This is a genomic window from Flavobacterium sp. FlaQc-49 (assembly GCF_044005985.1).
GTDB lineage: Bacteria > Bacteroidota > Bacteroidia > Flavobacteriales > Flavobacteriaceae > Flavobacterium > Flavobacterium cupriresistens.
The window spans coordinates 1-19,209 of sequence record NZ_JBIPCS010000024.1 but is presented as its reverse complement, the minus strand read 5'-3'; the positions used below and the strand labels follow the sequence as shown (position 1 = coordinate 19,209).

Annotated in this window: 19 protein-coding genes; 3 read left to right on the top strand and 16 right to left on the bottom strand. The window is 34.4% G+C overall.

What is annotated here, in order from left to right; all coding sequences use genetic code 11:
• Positions 1-674 precede the first annotated feature (674 nt).
• The 5 genes from ACHRV3_RS22870 to ACHRV3_RS22850 form a co-directional block, all read right to left on the bottom strand.
• Complete coding sequence (locus tag ACHRV3_RS22870) at positions 675-3,851, bottom strand: efflux RND transporter permease subunit (protein WP_047779104.1); 3,177 nt, start codon at positions 3,849-3,851, stop codon at positions 675-677.
• Between the two features lie 93 nt (positions 3,852-3,944).
• Entirely contained in the window at positions 3,945-5,012 is a 1,068-nt protein-coding gene (locus ACHRV3_RS22865; protein ID WP_047779105.1) for an efflux RND transporter periplasmic adaptor subunit, read from the bottom strand.
• A 10-nt stretch (positions 5,013-5,022) separates the two neighbouring features.
• Positions 5,023-6,357: a TolC family protein gene (locus tag ACHRV3_RS22860; RefSeq protein ID WP_230004273.1), complete on the bottom strand. Its 1,335-nt coding sequence runs from the start codon at positions 6,355-6,357 to the stop codon at positions 5,023-5,025.
• Between the two features lie 10 nt (positions 6,358-6,367).
• Positions 6,368-6,967 carry a TetR/AcrR family transcriptional regulator gene (locus ACHRV3_RS22855; protein WP_047779107.1) on the bottom strand — a complete coding sequence of 200 codons (600 nt, stop codon included), beginning with the start codon at positions 6,965-6,967 and terminating at the stop codon, positions 6,368-6,370.
• A 107-nt stretch (positions 6,968-7,074) separates the two neighbouring features.
• Positions 7,075-7,596: a YceI family protein gene (locus tag ACHRV3_RS22850; protein ID WP_047779108.1), complete on the bottom strand. Its 522-nt coding sequence runs from the start codon at positions 7,594-7,596 to the stop codon at positions 7,075-7,077.
• Positions 7,597-7,865: 269 nt separating this feature from the next.
• Between ACHRV3_RS22850 and ACHRV3_RS22845 the strand changes: the two genes are divergently transcribed.
• Genes ACHRV3_RS22845 through ACHRV3_RS22835 form a run of 3 tightly spaced genes read left to right on the top strand, consistent with a single transcriptional unit; the run spans position 7,866 to position 9,959 of the window.
• Positions 7,866-8,840: a polyprenyl synthetase family protein gene (locus ACHRV3_RS22845; RefSeq protein ID WP_047779109.1), complete on the top strand. Its 975-nt coding sequence runs from the start codon at positions 7,866-7,868 to the stop codon at positions 8,838-8,840.
• 40 nt (positions 8,841-8,880) lie between these two features.
• A complete protein-coding gene (locus ACHRV3_RS22840; RefSeq protein ID WP_395436275.1) occupies positions 8,881-9,609 on the top strand; it encodes a hypothetical protein in 729 nt (242 codons plus the stop codon).
• Complete coding sequence (locus tag ACHRV3_RS22835) at positions 9,606-9,959, top strand: hypothetical protein (protein ID WP_047779111.1); 354 nt, start codon at positions 9,606-9,608, stop codon at positions 9,957-9,959. Before ACHRV3_RS22840 ends, ACHRV3_RS22835 begins: the two co-directional genes overlap by 4 nt.
• Here the strand turns inward: ACHRV3_RS22835 and ACHRV3_RS22830 are convergent.
• The 11 genes from ACHRV3_RS22830 to ACHRV3_RS22780 all read right to left on the bottom strand — a co-directional run bounded on the left by ACHRV3_RS22830 (position 9,956) and on the right by ACHRV3_RS22780 (position 19,120).
• Entirely contained in the window at positions 9,956-11,068 is a 1,113-nt protein-coding gene (locus ACHRV3_RS22830) for an alcohol dehydrogenase catalytic domain-containing protein (RefSeq protein WP_395436274.1), read from the bottom strand. The two genes, ACHRV3_RS22835 and ACHRV3_RS22830, sit on opposite strands and share 4 nt — an antisense overlap.
• 4 nt (positions 11,069-11,072) lie before the next feature.
• On the bottom strand, positions 11,073-14,207 hold the full coding sequence (locus ACHRV3_RS22825) for a lantibiotic dehydratase (protein ID WP_395436273.1): 3,135 nt from the start codon (positions 14,205-14,207) through the stop codon (positions 11,073-11,075).
• Between the two features lie 18 nt (positions 14,208-14,225).
• Positions 14,226-16,385 (bottom strand): peptidase domain-containing ABC transporter, encoded by a 2,160-nt coding sequence (locus ACHRV3_RS22820; RefSeq protein ID WP_047779113.1) that lies wholly within the window; start codon positions 16,383-16,385, stop codon positions 14,226-14,228.
• Positions 16,378-17,532 (bottom strand): HlyD family secretion protein, encoded by a 1,155-nt coding sequence (locus ACHRV3_RS22815; protein ID WP_395436272.1) that lies wholly within the window; start codon positions 17,530-17,532, stop codon positions 16,378-16,380. The genes ACHRV3_RS22820 and ACHRV3_RS22815 overlap by 8 nt, the downstream gene beginning before the upstream one ends.
• Before the next feature lie 398 nt (positions 17,533-17,930).
• Positions 17,931-18,080, bottom strand: coding sequence for a class I lanthipeptide (locus ACHRV3_RS22810; RefSeq protein WP_165579401.1), 150 nt, complete (start codon positions 18,078-18,080; stop codon positions 17,931-17,933).
• Positions 18,081-18,103: 23 nt separating this feature from the next.
• On the bottom strand, positions 18,104-18,250 hold the full coding sequence (locus ACHRV3_RS22805) for a class I lanthipeptide (RefSeq protein ID WP_395436271.1): 147 nt from the start codon (positions 18,248-18,250) through the stop codon (positions 18,104-18,106).
• A gap of 26 nt (positions 18,251-18,276) precedes the next feature.
• A complete protein-coding gene (locus ACHRV3_RS22800) occupies positions 18,277-18,426 on the bottom strand; it encodes a class I lanthipeptide (RefSeq protein WP_395436269.1) in 150 nt (49 codons plus the stop codon).
• A 19-nt stretch (positions 18,427-18,445) separates the two neighbouring features.
• Positions 18,446-18,595 carry a class I lanthipeptide gene (locus ACHRV3_RS22795; RefSeq protein WP_395435381.1) on the bottom strand — a complete coding sequence of 50 codons (150 nt, stop codon included), beginning with the start codon at positions 18,593-18,595 and terminating at the stop codon, positions 18,446-18,448.
• A 24-nt stretch (positions 18,596-18,619) separates the two neighbouring features.
• On the bottom strand, positions 18,620-18,769 hold the full coding sequence (locus tag ACHRV3_RS22790) for a class I lanthipeptide (RefSeq protein WP_395436268.1): 150 nt from the start codon (positions 18,767-18,769) through the stop codon (positions 18,620-18,622).
• A gap of 25 nt (positions 18,770-18,794) precedes the next feature.
• The gene (locus ACHRV3_RS22785; RefSeq protein ID WP_395435380.1) at positions 18,795-18,944 is read right to left on the bottom strand and encodes a class I lanthipeptide; all 150 of its coding nucleotides are present in this window, start codon (positions 18,942-18,944) and stop codon (positions 18,795-18,797) included.
• 26 nt (positions 18,945-18,970) lie between these two features.
• A complete protein-coding gene (locus ACHRV3_RS22780) occupies positions 18,971-19,120 on the bottom strand; it encodes a class I lanthipeptide (protein WP_395435381.1) in 150 nt (49 codons plus the stop codon).
• Positions 19,121-19,209: the final 89 nt, after the last annotated feature.

The following is a 19,209-nucleotide window of genomic DNA, read 5'->3' as shown; positions in this document are numbered from 1 at the left end:
TCGCAAAGTCGCAAAGCCGCAAAGTTTTTCCTCCCCAAGTGTCAGGCTGAGCGAAGTCGAAGCCCACTTTTTTCTCAAATTCCAACTTATTTAATTCAATAAAAAATCCCAAATTCCAATTAAGGAATTTGGGATCTTTCTATTACGAAACTCCAAATTTGGAATTTGGAATTTAAAATATTGGAATTTAACCCTTAGTGTGTGGTTTTCCATAAAAGTCTCCCCTCTTAGCCTCAGAATTTCTCTCGCAAAGTCGCAAAGCCGCAAAGTTTTTCCTCCCCAAGTGTCAGGCTGAGCGAAGTCGAAGCCCACTTTTTTCTCAAATTCCAACTTATTTAATTCAATAAAAAATCCCAAATTCCAATTAAGGAACTTGGGATCTTTCTATTACGAAACTCCTAATTTGGAATTTAAAATATTGGAATTTAACCCTTAGTATGTGGTTTTCCATAAAAGTAGCCTCCGAATGTCTCTCGCAAAGTCGCAAAGCCGCAAAGTTTTTTTCTCCAAATGTCAGGCTGAGCGAAGTCGAAGATCCCTTTTTTATCAAATTCCAACTAATTTAATTCAATAAAAAATCCCAAATTCCAATTAAGGAATTTGGGATCTTTTTATTCTGAAAGTCCTAATTTAAAATTTGGAATTTGGAATTTAAAATATTGGAATTTAAATTCTTAGTGCGTGTGTTTCGGGTTAAAACCATCTTCACTTACTTCTGTTGGCACATAATCCGCTACCATTTCAGCTTCGTAGTCGATTTTTTCACCTTTAGAGAATTTATGAATGATTTTCTCCATGATGTTATAGATTACAGGAACTACAATCAAGGTTAAGAATAACGAAGAAATCAATCCTCCGATAATTACCCAAGCCAATCCGTTTTTCCACTCTGCTCCTGCTCCTGATGCTAATGCAATTGGGAACATACCGAATACCATCGCAATTGTCGTCATCAAAATCGGACGTAAACGAGCGTGGTTTGCCTGGATTAATGCGGTTCTGATCGATTCTCCGGCAGCTCTTCGCTGGTTGGTATAATCGACAAGCATGATCGCATTCTTACACACCAGACCAATCAACATGATGATACCTAAAATCGTAAAGATGTTTAATGAATTGTTGGTCAAAGCCAACGCTAACATCGCACCAATAAACGAAAGCGGGATCGCAAATAATACCACAAACGGGTGAACAAAACTATCATAAAGTGCCACCATTACAAGGTAAACTAATATAATAGCTGCTAGTAAAGCGATTCCTAAAGTACCAAAACCTTCACTTTGGTTTTCCTGATCACCTCCCCAGATGTAGTTTACACCGGTTGGTTTTTTAAGCTTATCCAGTTTGGCTTGCCATTGTGTAACAATTGTTCCGGAAGGAACCCCAACGTTTTGTCCTTTTACCGTTACAGAAGCAGATTTGTCCCTACGCTCTAACTGGCTAGGTCCTGAACCTTCTGTAATAGAGGCAAACTGAGATAATTTAATTTGCTGTCCGGCTGAATTAATAAAAATCAAGTTACTAACATCTTTAATACTTTTTCTGTCAAAAGCATTGTATCTGATGTTGATATCGTATTCGTATTCTCCAGCTCTGTATTTACCATCTGTGTTTCCACTAAAAGCTGTTTGCATCGTTAGACCAACTGTTTGAAGTGTTAATCCTAAGGCAGCCATTTTATCACGATCAACCTTAACGTTGATTTCAGGATTTCCGTCCTCAACCGTTAATTTAATCTCTGTTGTACCGGGAATAGTACGTAACTCAGCTTCCGCTAATTTAGCAAAGGCCATCGCACTTTCAGTTGATGGACCTGTTACGATCAATCCTAAAGTAGCATCCTCAGCAGTACCTAAGATACCAACGGGAACGGTTTTTACTTTTGCTCCAACTAATACTTTCTCCAGTTTACGCTTCATTTTAGCAGCATAAACGTTTGCATCGTCAGTTCGATCTTTTTGTTCGATCATCTTAACGTCAATCTCCGCTTTGTATGCTGTAGCTTGCGATGCTCCAAAACCTTCACTGGTTTGTCCTACCGTTGTAATCTGACTGTGTACGTATTCTTGTCCTTTTAAGTATGCTTCCGCTTTTTGAGTCATGAAGTTGGTTTGCTCTAACGAAGCGTCTTTCGGCATTTCGATTTGAACTAAGAACTCCCCACTATCAGAAGAAGCAAAGAACTCTCCACCGATGAATCCACCGCCCATTAATCCAACTGTTGAAGCAAAGAACAATACAATTACTACAGCAAAAGTTTTAATATAGTGATCCAAACACCAGGTCAATAATTCAGAAACCCAGTTGGTAAAACGTGTTAAATAGCTTTCGAAACCAAGAATAATTCTTCCAAATAAATTCTTTCCTTCAATATGCTCTAATTTACCATAACGAGATGATAACCAAGGGATAATTGTAAATGAAGCTAAAAGTGACAGTAAAGTTGAAATAATTACGGTAACACAAAATTGTGTAATAATATTAGATACTAAACCAGAACTCATCGCGATCGGCAAGAATACCACCACAATTACCAATGTAATCGAAGTTACTGTTCCACCAATTTCAGCAGTTCCATCGTACGAAGCACGAATTCTGCTTTTACCCATCTCCATATGCCTGTAAATATTCTCGAGGACCACAATCGCATCATCGACCAGAATACCAACAACAAGAGACAATCCTAATAAACTCATTAAGTTTAACGTATATCCCATTAAATAAATACCAATAAAAGTGGCAATCAAAGAGGCCGGGATAGACACCATTACAATCAACGAGTTTCTAATACTGTGCAAGAAGAACAACATTACAAACGCAACCAAAACAACCGCAATTAATAAATCGTGTACAACAGAATCTGCTGCTTCTAATGTAAAAATAGTACTGTCTTTTGCTACTTCAAGTTTTAACTGATTGCTTTTGTAATCGTTTTCAAGAGTTGCAATCGTTTTCAATAATTGCTCACTTACCGCTACGGCATTGGCATCTGACTGTTTTACAATTTGCAAAACAATCGCACTTTTTTGATCTACACGAGATATTTTCTCTGCAATTTTTTGAGTATCCTGTACATCTGCAATATCACTTAAACGAATTTGAATTCCGTTTTGAGAAGACACTACCAAGTTTCTTAATTCTTCAACACTTTTATATTTACCCGCTAAACGAATTAATATTTTCTGATCACGAGTTTGAATATTTCCTGTAGGGAAATCCAGGTTGGAAGTCAAAATATTCTGTTGTACTTGTGGAATCGAAAGTCCGTAACCCTGCATTTTTAAGGCATCAAGGTTCACCTGAATCTCACGCTCAGAACCACCAATGATACTTACCTGCGCTACCCCTTGTACACGAGATAAAATAGGCGCAATTTTTTTATCAATTAAGTCGTAAAACTCTGCCTCATCCATTTTACCATTTGCTCCAAGCGTCATGATTGGTAAATCACTCAGCGAGAATTTGGTCAGCGCCGGTGTTTTAACATCTTCCGGTAAATCACTTATGATGGCATTAATTTTTCGCTGTGCATCATTCATCGAAAAATCGACTTTTGCATTAGAGGTCAGCGTAATCGACACGATGGATAAACTCTCATAAGATTTCGAGTCAATCTTCTTGACATTTTCTAAGGATGCGATCGCATCTTCTATTTTCTTGGTTACGGTATTCTCTACCTCACTCGGAGAAGCTCCGGGATAAATAGTAGAAATCGTAATCACATTTTGTTCAAATTTCGGGATCAGTTCATAACCCAACTGGCTATAGCTGAACAATCCACCAAGTGTCAGAATCGTAAACAATACAATTACTAACGACGGACGTTTTATCGATATTTCGGCTAATTTCATTTGTTTTGTTTTTGGCTGTAGGCTTTAGGCTGTACGCTTTAGGCAATAAGCTTAATACTTACTGCTTATTGCCTAAAGCTTAAAAGCGTCCAATTATTTAATAATTTCTACTGTATTTCCGTCTTGTAAGTTAATTTGACCTGTAGTAATTACAGTTTCACCGTCAGACAATCCGTTGATAATTTCTACCTGATCACCCAAAATTCTTCCAGCCGTAACTTTTCTTAATTTTGCAATACCATTATGTGCTACAAAAATCTCATTACTGCTCACACTTCCAACAAATGCATTTCTAGGTACAACCATTAAGTGTTGTTTTTGTTGTTTGGATGCAAAATTTGCTGTTCCGTACATACCTGCTTTTAAATCGTTGTTCGAGTTGTTTGCGATTTCAATTTCAACAGGAAAGTTTAAAGAAGCATCTGCTTTTGCAGCAACAAAAGTAATTTTTCCTGAAAAAGTTTTATCCGGATAAACACTGGCTGTTACGTTTACATTGTCTCCATTTTTCAAACTTGCTACTTGGTTTTCGTTTACCGTAACCGTCAATTTTAATTTAGAAACATTTACGATATCAAACAATGCTGTTGCCGGCATACCTGCTAAGATCGAACCCGGTTCAATATATTTTTTATTGATAAATCCATTAATCGGAGCTTTTACTCTTGTATCACCCACATTAATTTTAGCTTCTGTATAATTAGAGTGTGCATTGGTTAAAGCCAATTTTGCCTGATCCAATTGTTGTTTTGTAACACCACCGGTTTTAAAAGCATTTTCGTATCTGCTGTAATCTGATTTTGCATTTAAATAAGCTGCTTCAGCCGTTTGTGCATTTACATTAATTACATCTCCTCTTACCGTTAGTAAAGTTTGGCCTACTCTTACATAGTCTCCTTCTTTAGCCAAAACACTGATCACTTTTCCTGATTTTTCAGCAGAGAAAGTCAATTCCTGAGTTGGTTGGAAGTTTCCGTTTGCCACGAAATCCAACGAAACTTCTTCTGTTTTTACAGGAGTTACTTTTACTGAAACCGCTGCATTTTTCTCTGCAACAATGTCTGTTTTAGCTTTATTCTCCTTCTTATTATTATTTAAGACAAATCCAATCAGAGCTAATGCTGCAATTATGATTACGATAGTTATAATAGTTTTTTTCATTTGTGTATAGTTATTTAATAAGAGATTTAAGTTCGCCTTTTGATTTGATTAATGCTACTTCGGCAACTTTGTAATTTAAAACTGCTCTGGTATAATTGTTTTGTGCTTCCAGTGATGCATTTTCAGCATCTAACAAATCGGTCAATGATGCCAATCCCTGAAGGTAATTGTTTTTTGTATTGCTTAAGATCTCACTTGCCAATCGCATATTTTCTTTCTGATTTTCGATTGTTACAAGGTTATTCTCAATTTGAGTTTTTGCGTTTCTGTAATCTAAGTCAAGAGAAAGACGTGTGTCTTTAATATCTTCCTGAAGTGATCTGATGTCTACATCTGCCTTTCTTACTTTAGCACGGGTACCGAATCCTGTAAAAATCGGCACTTTTAAATTCACTCCGATTGCTGAGTAATCAGACCAGTATACTCCATCTCTAGGTTTTGCAAAAAGAGGCATTTCCGGACCCTGACCAATAAAATTATAGCCTGCAACTAAAGAAAGTGTCGGATAGTATTCTGCCATAACCGCTTTCTTTTGAAAGGTTAACAATTCTTCTTGTTTTTTCAAAAGCAAATATTCTGTTCTGTTGGCCATATTTGGCTCTTCTGTCAAAGCGTGAATCGTAACTTCGAATTGTTCTTGTGGAATTTCGATTTGAGTTTCGATAGGCATTCCCATATAAAACTTCAAGGCGTTTTCCTGTAACTGAACCTGATTTAAGATTTGCTGACGTTCTGTACTAATGTTTGACATTTTTACAATAATCCTGTCTAAATCGATCTTTTTAGCAAGACCGTTATCAAACTGACCTTTAACAATATCACGTACTTTAGTCGTATTTACATAGTTACTGTCCAGTAAAACCAATCTTTCACGTTGTACATAAACAGAATAATAATTGTTAGCTACTCTTTCAATTACCTGCTCTTCTGTTAATTGATCGTTGATCTGATAAAATTCACGTGTAGATTTTGCTGCTCTCAATCCTGTAAAAACAGATTGATCAAACAAAGCCTGAGTCAAAGAAATTCCGGCTCCCGAAGTCCATTTTTGACCAAAAGTAGCTTGAATAGTCGTTCCCGGCTGTCCAAATCCTGCTCCGTCGATCACACTTGTTTGTAAGACTGGGTTATAAGTTAAGTTTCCATTTCCTGTAATCTGAGGCAAGGCTCTGGAACGTACTTCCTGAATTTGATATTCACTTTTTTCAACCTCTAATTTAGACTTTTTAGCATCGGCTTTATTCTCAAGCGCGTAGGTAATAGCCTCTTTTAAGGTTAGTGTTTTGACTTGTGCGTTGACACTTAAGCCAATGGAACACAAAAATATAAGAATGATTCTTTTCATAGATTGATGATTAAGTAGTAAATTTTTTAAGTTGTTTTTCTAATTCGACAATGCCTTCTGCTGTTGCCATGGCTCTGGTGTGATATTCCAAAGCTTCTAATTCTATGCTTTGTGCCTCTTTTTCTGAGACTGTATTTTCGTTGATATGAAAAATCAAAATGTAATAGAATTTCACATATACCTCAACATTTAAATCTGCTCTGTATAAATTCTGCTCGATTCCTTTTGCAATATTATCTCTGAACCATTGACTGCACAAATCAATTTCCTGACTCATTATATTATGGTATATTTCCGGATAATGTTTTTTTAACTGATAAATAGGGGAAGAATCAATATTGTTCTTAAACATCTCACAAAACATTTCTCTGATTTCAAAATTCTCATGAATTGCATTGTGGTTTTTTGCTACTATAGAATCAATAATCTGATGTACTTGTGTATGAACCAATGAAGTACTCTCTTCTATTAAAACCTCTTTATTACAGAAATACTTGTAGATCGTTTTTTTAGAAATACACATTTCCCCTGCAATATCATCCATAGTAACACTTTTAAAACCTAGTTTTAAAAACAATTCACTTGCTTTTGATATGATTTTCTCTTTCATTTTAATTTTCAAATTGTACTACAAATATAATTTGGAAACTTTGTTTACGAAAATAGTTTCCAATAAATTTGTAATAATTTTACATTAATTTGTTCACTATATAACAGTTATATACTAAATTCTAAATTGGCAATAAGCTTCATATCTTTTCCCAATGCCAAACCTCCGTTATGGTTAAACGAATTATAATCTAACCCAAAATCTTGGCGTTTGATGTTTCCGGTAATTTCAAAAGCGACTTTCTGTTTACCATCATAAGAATTAACTCCAATAAACTCAGCATCAAGCTCTACCACTTTCGTTACATCTTTTATTGTCAGATCTCCTTTGAAAAAATTAATATTATTACTCACTCTCTGAAAAGAGGTCGATTTAAAACTAATAATCGGATGTTCGTTTACGTTAAACAAATCATTCAATTGTAAATGGGTGTCCATTTGCTGGAAACTATCATTTCGGTTGTTTATATCCAGAAAAAACTCAACAGAAGCATCTTCAATTTCATTGTTTTTAAAATCTACATAACCGTCAAATTTGTTTGTAGTTCCTCCTAAATAAGCAATTATCGAATGTCTCATTTTTATTAAAACATCTGATTGACTAGAATCTATGGTCCATGTTGTTTTCATAAATACCTGATTTTACTGTGTTAACACATTACTTGAGCTCTTACGTGGAAACTTTTATAGTTTCCTGAGTTTCCATATCTGCGGTGCAAATATAAACAGGAAACTTTAAACACCAACAAAGTTTCCAAGTTTTTTTATATTTTTTTTGATGTATTGTGCATTACCCGCTCCAAACGCTGTTTTTAATGCATAATTCCTTTTAAAATTTAAGAACTAATTATTCATAATTGAATTGTATCTTTGGACTTCGTAAATCAGAATTTCATTTTATGCACGATATTAGTCAGTACCAGGATTTCTTTATTAGTTATTTAAACAAACAAAGCATCAATAAAGAACCCAAAGATCTTTATGAACCCATTGAATATATTTTAGGTCTTGGCGGAAAACGTATGCGTCCTGTACTTACCTTAATGGCGGCAGAAGTTTTTGATGCCGATTACAAAACAGCACTTCCGGCTGCTATGGCTGTTGAAGTTTTTCATAACTTTTCACTGGTTCATGATGACATTATGGATGACGCTCCTTTGCGAAGAGGAAAAGAAACGGTACATGAAAAGTGGAATCTGAATACCGGAATTCTATCGGGAGATGCCATGTTAATTCTGGCGTATCAATATTTTGAACAATACGAACCGACTATTTTCAGAGACCTGGCAAAATTGTTCAGCAAAACCGCTCTTGAAGTTTGCGAAGGACAACAATGGGATGTTGATTTTGAAAACAGAACCAATGTAACCATTCCGGAATACCTTAAAATGATTGAATATAAAACAGCTGTTTTGGTAGCCGCTGCCATGAAAATGGGGGCAATTGTAGCCAAAACTTCTGAACAAGAGGCAGATTTAATCTATGACTTCGGACTTAACTTAGGACTGGCCTTTCAACTTCAGGATGATTTTCTGGATGCTTTCGGAGACCCGGAAACTTTTGGAAAACAAGTTGGGGGTGATATCATAGAAAATAAAAAAACCTACTTATACTTAAAAGCAATAGAATTCTCCTCAAAGGAAAGAGCTTTGCAACTGCAAAATTTGTTCGGCTTACAACTTGACGACAATACAGCTAAGATTGAAACAGCAAAGGCCATTTTTAATGAATCGGGTGCTTCAAAAGCAACACAGGAAGCGATAGAAATGTATACTTTTAAAGCTTTTGAAACTTTAGAAAAAATAAATATCAGCGCAGAGAAGAAAAACATTCTAAAAACCTTTGGTGAAAATTTAATGGGCAGAAAAGTGTAGCTTTTAAACGCAAAAGCTGCTTTTTCAATACAACGATCTGATGGACAAAATAGAAGCGGTTATTTTTAATTCCGAAAGAAATGATGCAAAACTGCAATTCCTTTTTGCAATAGGTTTTCCGTTTTTTACTGTTCTGGCATTAGGGATCGATTCTGTCTTTTTTACCGAGCATTATTTTGACGGCAGACAGCTGACCAACGTATTGTGCATCCTTTATTTTGCGGGTTTTTATTTTACATCAAACTCCTATTTAAGAAAATTGATGCTCGTAATGCTTGGGCTTTCTTATATCGGTGAGCTACTTTTCTGTAGCCTGTTAGGAATGTATTCGTACAGAACTCCGGCAATTCCTTTATATGTGCCTTTTGGACATGCTATTGTTTACGTTTCGGGTTATGTTTTTGCCAATACCCAATGGTCCATTTCTAAAGAACTTTATTTAAGAAAATATTTCCTCTCCTTTTTTGCTCTTTTATTTTTAAGTGTTGCTTTATTTTTAAAGGACTATTTTTCGTTGCTTCTCGGCATTCTGTTTTTTGTACTTTTGAAGAGAAAACGTTGGCAGAATCTCTACTGTTTTATAGCCTTTTGTGTTATATTTATAGAGCTGGTAGGCACTTATTTTAAATGTTGGACTTGGGTCCCGAATGTATTTGGAGTTATCCCAACTTCAAATCCGCCAATGGGCGCCGTTTTTGTCTATGCAGGCGGAGATGTGCTGCTGGCGAAGATTGTAGGTGTTTGGGAAAATAAAAAGAAAACTGTATGAATTTCATCGCTCCAAAATCAACTGAGCTATTACTCCAGCAAGCCCAAACCGAGGCTTTGTACCTAAAATTAATTGAACAGATTAATAAGGATTTTAATTTAGCCAACGAAGGAATCGATTTTCCGTTAAGTATTTCTCCTGATGAAATAAAAATTCAGCTGCACGAAAAAATCTACCGTATGATTCAGTACAAATTTGCCGAATACTTGAATCTGCTGTATATTATAGATGTGTCTGAAACCGAAATAAAAAAACTTGACGGATCGGATTTGGTACTCCTGGCCGAACAAGTTTCTTTTCTAATTTTAAAAAGGGAATGGCAAAAGGTTTGGTTTAGAAACAACTATTAAACCTCCGCTTCCTCTTCGATTTCGTTGTATTCGTAGATTACCTTTCCAAATTTATCCGATTCTGTGTTAAACGACTTTAAAATAAAATCAGACAACGAATCTTCTTCTGTGAAAACGGAATCAACTAATAGTTTTTTTGTTTCATAAAATTCCAAACCGGAAACTAAATCCTGAGTTGTACCCAGACAATTGCCTATAAAACTGATATTTCGCATCATTAAATTGGCGATCAATAGGGTTAAATTGGTTGGTTTAACCTCTTTTAACTTGCCTATCGATTGATTAAAAATACCACAAGTCAAGTAACGGGCATTAATATTTAACTGAGGTAATAAAAGCTCTAAATACGTGTCTGAAAAAGAGTCCAGCACTACATCTATCAACAGTGTATTCGGAATGTTTTTTTCTTTTACTGCGAAAATATCTTTTATAAACGGAAAATGTTCGCGTACTAACGCTATATTTTTTCCGGAATAGGATAAGCCGTAAACATTACAGTCCATATTCCAAAGCGCATTTAATAAAAAATAAGAGGTGTTTGACGTTACAGAGGTCACGAGTACGTTATCTCCTTTTTTAATATTGGCTTTTCGAATCATGGCATTAGCCGTTTGTGTTCCGATTCCTAAAGCACCGGCCTCAACGCCTGTGAGATAAGAGGGTACTTTTACCAATTTTCCGTAATGATAAATTTCATGTTCTTTACTTGAATGATTGGACGGAATTCCGGGCATTGCTCCGTTTTCGGCCTCCGGATAGAAGCAGTTTCCGATTACCAAATCTCCAACAGACAAAGTCGTAACATTTTTACCAATTGCAATTACATGCCCTGCAAAATCTGACCCGATCGGATAAAAAGTATCGATAGTAGCCCCTTTTAATCGCTGCCAGGCATTTTCTACAATGCCTAAATCTCTGTAATTTAAGGAAAAACTAACTTTTTTTACCAATACAAAATTGGCATGTTGATCTGATTCGGCATCAAAATCAGGGAAATTTCCTTCGACAAACGCCAAAGGAATTTCCACATTATCAATACGAAGTAAGTGTTTGTTATGGTCTTCAATCTTATCAAATAAGGAAGAAGTTACTACTGCCAGTGCTCTCATATTTTTAAGATATTAATTCTGTTACTTCTTTCGTTTTCTCGTTTTTACCGGTATGAAGCTGTTTGCTGTAATATTTGTATAAAAAGTCATAGACAACCATTTCATGAATTCTGTGTTTTGTTAAAAAGATTCGGTTACAAATCATATGAACATAACTCAACATTATATTATCCAGATGAGTTGGTAAACGGTGCTCTTTGTCTATCGCTTTTATTGCTTTTACAGGCGATACATTTTTCTCGGAACGCTCCTCCAGAATCTCAATCAAAGGTGCATACATTTCATCCATAACAGCCGGGTTTAAGAAAGATTCTATATCAAATTCATACTTTACAAACATTTCATTAATTTGTTTGTTAAGACGGCCTGAGCGGTTAAATTCTTTTCCAAAACCGGTTTTAGCTACATTAAACAATTTGATTTTCCCCTCCAGTTTTACATCAAAATCATTTAAAAAGTGGTCTATTGACAATAAAGCAAACATCCATCTTATTTTTTCTCCGGAATCTCCTTCGATCATATCGGTGAATTTTAACGTACAGGCGCTGTCATTAAAAAACAAAGATTCGGTTTCTTCGATAGCCTCATAACCGTAACGTTGTAACTCTCTCAGATAATTATCGGTTTGTGTTTTCCAGATAATTCTTGTTTTTTCAAGAGGTTCAATATGTTGTCTTATCGTTTGAATGCAATCGGTAAATAAATTGCTGTTTTTTAACAAAACACGGAATCTGATGTGGTGTCCCTGTACATCGTAGTATCGGATAAAAAACCACTTCTCAATTAAATCTTTTGATTGTAATTCTTCAATAATAGGATTGATCGCTCTGTTTAAGAGTTCTTCACCAGCTCTTTCTCCACAATAAAATTTATAGTAAAGCCATTTTTCACCTATTGAAAATGAAGTCGCTACACCCTCTTGATTTTCTTTTGAAACAAATTGGTTTGCAATAGAAGTTTCTTCTTTTTTGGCAATATTTTTATGAGCGGTAAAGATGATTTCATTGCAATAATTTCCTGTAATGGTATCTTCTGCAAATAAAAATTCTTTTAATTGAATGAAAGTCTCCCCTTTCAACATGTAGTAAAAAACATTACAGCTCAAATCATTATTGAAATTAATCAACACTTCATTGTCACCCTGAGAAACATAGATCAAATCAGGAATGTTTCTTTTTTCTCTGAAATCGCGAATAAATTCAACCGTTTTAGACTCACCAACCGCTAGTATACTTTCAATTTCTGTCTTTGTAATATTCCAGGTTGCTCTGCTTAAAATGGTGTCTTTGTAATTTACTCTTGGCAGAAAATCAAACTCATTTTGTAAGGCTCCCCAGCCAAAACCAAAGCCGAAAGAGTTTTGATTCTGAAGATCACACAAGAAATGATAAATTGGTAAGGCATTCGAAGCAAAATTATGAGCATTACTCAATCTAGGGATTATTTCTTTATTCAGTCTTTTTGAACGCAAAACAATTTTTCCTCCTTTTACGGAAACATACAGGTCTTCAATCTTAATCTGGTGATCGCTGTCTACCGAAGCATTTCCTAAATAAGGAATTTCGTATGCTCTCTGAAAGTTTCGATATAGAATGTTTCCTGTTCTTGCTTGTGGTAAATGCACGATTTCTGCTACAATTTTATCAGAATACAACTCATTTTCTATAGTTGTAACTTCATTACATAAATCCAGAATCTTGGTATCTAAATGGCTGAATCTGCCTATTAACCCATTTGCAGACGGTCCACTTGCCGTTTTTAGATTGATTTTTTCAACTCCATTTTCATGAAATACATTTACAAATGCCGAAAAACTATCCGGATATAAAGATTCATTTTCTTCAAATTTGTTGATTTCCTCATCTAACAAATCAATTGCTTGCAAATTGTTTTTTGTCGCGTGGATTAGCTTTTTTAACAGAAATGTTTTTTTAGCATCCATCGAGATCTGATTGACACCCGATTGACCTGAATTGATTAATAAATCTTCCACTAAAGGCGATTTTGCTCCTGATATTTTTCCGTACCCAATCCCGATATCCGGATCCAGAACACTTACCAAAGGTTGCTCATACTCTTCAAATCGCTCCAGGAATTTTTTTCTGAATTCTTTTAAATGGCCGTTTTCTGAACTCGATTGCAATTTGTTTAAAACACTTAACGCCGGGCGCAAATTCTTAAGGGTTTTAAAACTAATAGAACCATTCTCGATTTTTCTGAAACTGTCTACCTGAAATAATTTTGAAATATCTACATGTTCTAATTCTTCATTTACCAACTCATGAATCTCTGTATACAAAGCAGGATCGTTACTGCTATTGGTATCGAGGAAATTGATTTTGGCTTTTAAATTAGTAATCAGTTCTTTGATCACACCTGCTTCGTAAAAGTCAAATCGCTCTTCAGAAAGTACACGCAATAATCGCTCAAAATAGTCTTCTCCGGTAATGGTGAATTCCAGTTCGGTTACGATAAACTGACTTTTAATAAGTGTGTCTATAAATTCATTGGCATCTTTCAAAGAAATCTCATCAGAAACAAGTAATTCGGCCAGTTCACTTACCAAAACTCCATTTTTGGCTTTTTCGAATATTAACTCTAAGTACTCGCTTATTTCAACTTCAGAAATTTTATGAAACCTTACATTGTCTTTAAAATAATACTCAACATAACGGTATTTATCAAACACCGTATAAATCGAATTGTTGCTGTAAAATTTTAAAACGGCTCTAATAGCATCATTGTTTACAATAACCGGCAGAAAGCTTCCTAAGAAATACATGTCAAATTTGGTAAACCTTCCAAATGCACTTGCTGCAATATTAAGATTGGTTTCTGCGCTCAAATCTACCGCTGCCACTGTAGAAAACATTCCAAAGGGCGTGCTTCTGTTCGACAATCGGGAAGCATATTTGTATAAAGATCCTTTTAAACTTTTAAGTTCTTCTTCTGTTTGAAAAGCTTCGCCTTTTTCCCATAAAAGAAGTGCTTTGTAAATATTTGGTGAACCTATAAATAAAGCTTCTCTGTTTTCTTTTTTAGAAAAAATTTCTTTGATTTTTTCCCAGGTAAGATCCGTTTGCTTTTCTTCAATTGGAGTTCTTACGATAGCCGTTTTTGTAAAAGAGTAATTTTTCATTTTTGTTAAATTTCCTTATTAAACAATTATATTATTCCACATTCTATAATAGTATTCTTTTTTATCCATAAGCTCATCATGAGAGCCTGATTCGACGATTTCTCCTTTTTTGAAGGCATAAATAACGTCTGCTTTTTTAATCGACTGCAATTTGTGTGCAATCACAATAATGGTTTTGCCTTGCTCGCTCAGCTCTTCAATTAATTTTTTAATCACCAATTCCGATTCAGAATCAAGTGCCGAAGTAGCTTCATCAAGAATAAGTACTTCCGGATCTTTGTAAAGCGCTCTTGCAAAAGCAATTCTTTGTCGCTCTCCTCCCGATAAATTTGCACCAAACTCTCCCAGATAAGTATTAAAACCGTTTGGTAAAGATTCAATGAAATCGTAAGCACCTACTTTTTTACTTACTTCAATAATTTTCTCCATATCGGGATTTGATTCTCCAATAGAAATATTAAAAGCAATCGTTCCGTCAAAAAGCTCCACATTTTGAGGCACTGTAGTAATAAGTGCATTAATACTTGGTTTCGAGATGTAATTTAAGTCATATTCTCCAATAAATATTTTCCCTTCTTTTGGATTATAAATATTTTGAATTAAGGAGGCAATCGTACTTTTTCCACTTCCGCTTTCTCCGACCAATGCTGTAAATTGTCCTTTTTTGATTGTCAGATTTAAGTCTTTAAAAATATAACGCCCTAATTCATAAGAGAAATCAATGTTTTTAAACTTAATATCATCAAAGTTACTTTTTGTCAGTTGCACTTTTGATTCCATTTCCTCTCTGTCAAGATCCATTATTCCAAACAAACGATCTGAGGCAATCATAGCATTCTGAATGGCTTGATTGGTTCCGATTAATTGTGAGGCCGGTCCTGTAAAATATCCTATGATCGAATAAAATGAGAACAATTCTCCGGGAGTAATTTCACCGTCTATCGCATAATACGTTCCTACCCATAAAAGAATGATTGTAAACAATCGGGAAATAAAATCAGTAGAAGTTCTTGCAAAAATTCCGTTCATTCCGGATTTGTAGATGCTTTTCAGTAAATCAATAAATTTTATTTCTGTTCTTATTTTTGAAAAATCTTCTAAGGACAATCGTTTAACAGTTCCAATATTTTTTATCGATTCTACCAGTTGCGACTCCAAAAACGCATTTTTCTCCATTATTTCGCGTTCTGCTTTTTTATTCAACTTGTTTGCAATTAAATAAATAATCACATAAAACGGAATGATCAACGAGATAATCAGGGCCAGTTTCCAATAGAACGAGAACATAAAAATAAACGAAAAAAATACGATTAGTACATTTACTGAAATGCTTAAAGCAGTTTCGTTTATTAAAGCGCGTATTTTTACAGCATCTCCTATTCTTGACATGATTTCACCAATTCGCATAGTGTCAAAAAACTTTTGAGGCATTGTAAAAAGGTGCTTGTAATACCCTAAAATTAGCCTGGAATCGATTTGCTGACTTGTTTTTAAGATAAAAACATCTTTTAAAACACTGTATAAAATTTGAAGCAGCAAACAACCGATAACAATAATACTCATTAGATTCAGCAAACTTTTGTTCCCACTCACGAGTACAAAATCGGTAATCTTACCTACATATATCGAAACCGAAAAACCTAGTAAAGTGTATAAAACCGCTCCGATAATGGCTTGCAACAAAATGTATTTATGAGGTTTCAGTAAAAATAATATTCTTCTGAAATTGGATATCTTCTCGTTTTTTTCTTTAAAAATATCTTCGTCAGGAATTAATATTAAAGCGTAACCTGTGAATATTTCTTCAAAATCTGCTAATGGTTTTTTTTCCAACTTACCCGACTGTGGGTCCATTACCTGGATATAGGTACTGGTAATTTTATAAGCGACAACATAATGAGGGAACTCATGCCCGTCCTTTTTTATCAGGACGTGTAAGATCGCCGGTAATGGCACATCTTTTAATCCTTCAAATCCAACTTTTACGCCTTTGGCAAGAAATCCTAATTTTACTGAAGCTTCTCTTAATCCTAATAATGTTGTTCCTTTTTGATTGGTACTTGCATATTGTCTAATTCTCGAAATAGGCAGGCTTAAATTATAATGCTCTGAAATTGAAGCTAAACAAGTCGCTCCGCAATCTGAAAAATCATGTTGTTTTATTTCTATTTTACTCATTTTTGCTATTGTAAGGATTAAACCAATCTTCTACTTTGTCAAATAATAACTGAAATGCAGTTCTTTTAGTTAAGAAAAAACGGCTTGTTAAACTCATTCCTTTTTTCAGATTTCCTTTGGCTCCATTTTTAAGGGTTAAACTATTGTATTGCAGATTACTTTTTATTTTATAGTAAGGCTCATTATTTACGATAAGGATGTCCTTGCTTATTTCGAAGATTGTTCCTCTTGCAAATCCCCATTGATTGGAATTAAAGGCATCTATTTGATAAATCGCATCACCACCTTCTTTTAAATAACCTATTTCAGAAGGATTTACATAAGTCTCTACGATAATGCTTTTATCAGGAGAAATTTCTACAATTGGGTTCCCGGCCGCAATTCCACTTCCTTTATGAAAGCCTTGCATATTGACCAATTCGCCGTCAATGGGAGCAATGATGATATAATTATTCTCTTCTTCTTTAAGCTGTTTCTGATTGGAATGAATGCTTTTATTATCCTGGCTTAACTGCGTGTATTCTTTTTGCCAGGACAACTCTGTTTGTTTGATCAGATTAATTCGGTCATTTTTGATTTTATCCAGTTCTAATTGTGCTTTTTCAAATTCCGATTTCGATATGACTTCTTTTCTGTAAAGATGTTCTTTTCGGTCAAAATCGGTTTGGGTGTTTCTGACCACGATATCCAGATTATACAATTCCTGTTGGTGTTTTAAAAGCTCTCTTTTATACTGATCAGATTGTACCTGGCTGTAATTTCTGTTAATTAAATTCTTCAGGTCATTTAAGTAAACAGAATTTTCTGAGCTCTGAATCGTGTTTAAGTTTTCTCTTTCTTTTAATATGTTATGATCTATGATCAGTAACGTATCTCCTTTTTTTATTTTTTTATTCTCCTCAACATTAAAAAAGGAGATTTTACCGCTTATAGGAGAGTAAAGAGTCAGCTTCTTTTCCTGTGGGATTATCGTTCCTCTACTTGTTGTATAGATGTCTATATATATAAAAGGAAGTGAGATAAAAGCAACTAAAAGAGCCATAAACGTAATCACAAATAAACGTGATGTTTTTTTATTGTGTTTAACAATATGACTTTCAACTGTGTTGTTTAAAATCTCTTCTGGGAAAATTTCTTTATCGTTCATCGGTATCGGTATTAATTACAGGACAAATGAACCTAATATTTAAGGAAGAAAAAAATGAAAAATACCCATTTTTATAAAAAATAGTGTTCTTTTTGAGTTTTAACTTACTGATTTACAGTATTTTATTTTTACTTTGGATTGATTTAATTCTAAAGCTGTCTAAGGTCTGTTTTAAGAGCAAAAAGCATAAAAAAAAGCATTATCAGTAAAACCGATAATGCTTTTTGAAGGAGAACATGTTCAAAATTATATTGAATATATCGTCATACCGATATGATCCGGAATGTAAAAAGCTGAGCTTCCACCATCAACTTGATGCATTTAACCGACATATAATTTTGTAACTGCTATTTATTTTAATACAGCTTGTTGTTCACGTTTTGTTTTACACCAAATAATTAGTCTAAGGCTTGAGCCAATAAAAAGCTAATTACTAAATAACATGCCGGAGTGCTTCCACCGTCTACGTCATGTAATTGATTGTCATTTAATTCGATAACAGCTACTTTATTAAAAGCTAACTTGTTGATTGCATTTTGTTTTTTCATCTTTTAAATTTTTAAGGGGTTAATTACAGCGCTTTAGCCAATAAAAAGCTAATTACTAGATAACATGCCGGAGTACTTCCGCCGTCAACATCATGCAATTGATTGTCGTTTAATTCGATAACAGCTACTTTATTAAAAGCAAGCTTGTTGGTTGTGTTTTGTTTTTTCATCTTTATTTGGTTTTTTGGTTGTTAGATTAGTCTAAGGCTTTGGCCAATAGAAAACTGATTACTAAATAACATGCTGGTGTACTTCCACCGTCAACATCATGTAATTGATTGTCGTTTAATTCTGTAACAGCTACTTTATTGAAAGCAAGCTTGTTCGTTGCGTTTTGTTTTTTCATCTTTTTGAACTTTTAAGGATTAGTCTAGGGCTTTTGCCAATAAATAACTGATTACTAAATAACATGCTGGAGTACTTCCACCGTCTACATCATGCAATTGATTGTCGTTTAATTCGATAACAGCTACTTTGTTGAAAGCTAACTTGTTCGTTGCGTTTTGTTTTTTCATCTTTTTAAATTTTTAAGGTTTTGATTAGTCTAAGGCTTTGGCCAATAAATAACTGATTACTAAATAACATGCTGGTGTACTTCCGCCGTCTACATCATGCAATTGATTGTCGTTTAATTCGATAACAGCTACTTTGTTGAAAGCTAACTTGTTGGTTGTGTTTTGTTTTTTCATCTTTTTAAATTTTTAAGGTTGTGAATTAGTCTAAGGCTTTTGCCAATAGAAAACTGATTACTAAATAACATGCTGGAGTACTTCCTCCGTCTACATCATGTAATTGATTGTCGTTTAATTCGATAACAGCTACTTTATTGAAAGCAAGCTTGTTCGTTGCGTTTTGTTTTTTCATCTTTTTAGAATTTTAAGGGTTTGGGATTAGTCTAAGGCTTTAGCCAATAAATAACTGATTACTAAATAACATGCTGGAGTACTTCCTCCGTCTACGTCATGCAATTGATTGTCATTTAATTCGATAACAGCTACTTTATTGAAAGCAAGCTTGTTCGTTGCGTTTTGTTTTTTCATCTTTTTAAATTTTTAAGGTTTTGGATTAGTCTAAGGCTTTGGCCAATAAATAACTGATTACTAAATAACATGCTGGTGTACTTCCACCG